This window comes from bacterium, assembly GCA_029210965.1.
Lineage (GTDB): Bacteria > BMS3Abin14 > BMS3Abin14 > BMS3Abin14 > BMS3Abin14 > JALHUC01.
Map to the genome: position 1 here is coordinate 1 of JARGFZ010000148.1, position 548 is coordinate 548.

The window sequence follows — 548 nt, forward strand, 5'->3', positions numbered from 1 at the left end:
GTGGATGGGCAGGCATGCACCGAAACGGCGAAATCGGTGGCTCATGCGCGTGCCTGCGCTCCTGGCGCTTGGGCTTGTTCTGTTCATCGTCGGTCTGATCGCCTTTGCAAGGCTCGATCGGCCCTTGCGCGACAGCGCGCCGCCTGCGGCTCCAAGCGTCACGGCTCCAATCAGATAAAGTGGTACCGCCTCCCTGGCTTGAACAGGGGACCTCTGGATCCACAATCCAGCGCTCTAACCAACTGAGCTAAGGCGGCACTGTGGGCGGATTTACCGGTGCCGCCGCCCGATTGCAAGCCTGACGCAAACGGATTTGCCAGCTTTGTGCGACAAAGGCCCCTCATTCCGACCAGGATATCCCGAGGCTTGCCAAGGCGGCGTGCAAGGCGTAGCAGATCGCGAGTTTCAGGAGACCGTCATGGGCATCAACAGCGAGCGCGACATCGAGGCCAATCTTCAGAACGGGCCGACGGATCAGGGCATGGTGCGTCTCTTCATCGAATCGCAGGGCATCGAGGTGCCGATGGATTTCGACCCCGACGAAGCCG

At 61.5% G+C, this 548-nt stretch carries 1 protein-coding gene and 1 tRNA gene; one reads left to right on the forward strand and one right to left on the reverse strand.

All coding sequences use genetic code 11. The annotated features are described in order from the left end of the window. Positions 1 to 180: 180 nt before the first annotated feature. Positions 181 to 257 (reverse strand) — tRNA-His (locus P1S59_14710). 161 nt (positions 258 to 418) lie between these two features. On the opposite strand from P1S59_14710, the gene P1S59_14715 reads away from it, so the two are divergent. Beyond that, positions 419 to 548: DUF6324 family protein (locus P1S59_14715; protein ID MDF1527472.1), on the forward strand; the 130-nt coding region annotated here is incomplete at its 3' end.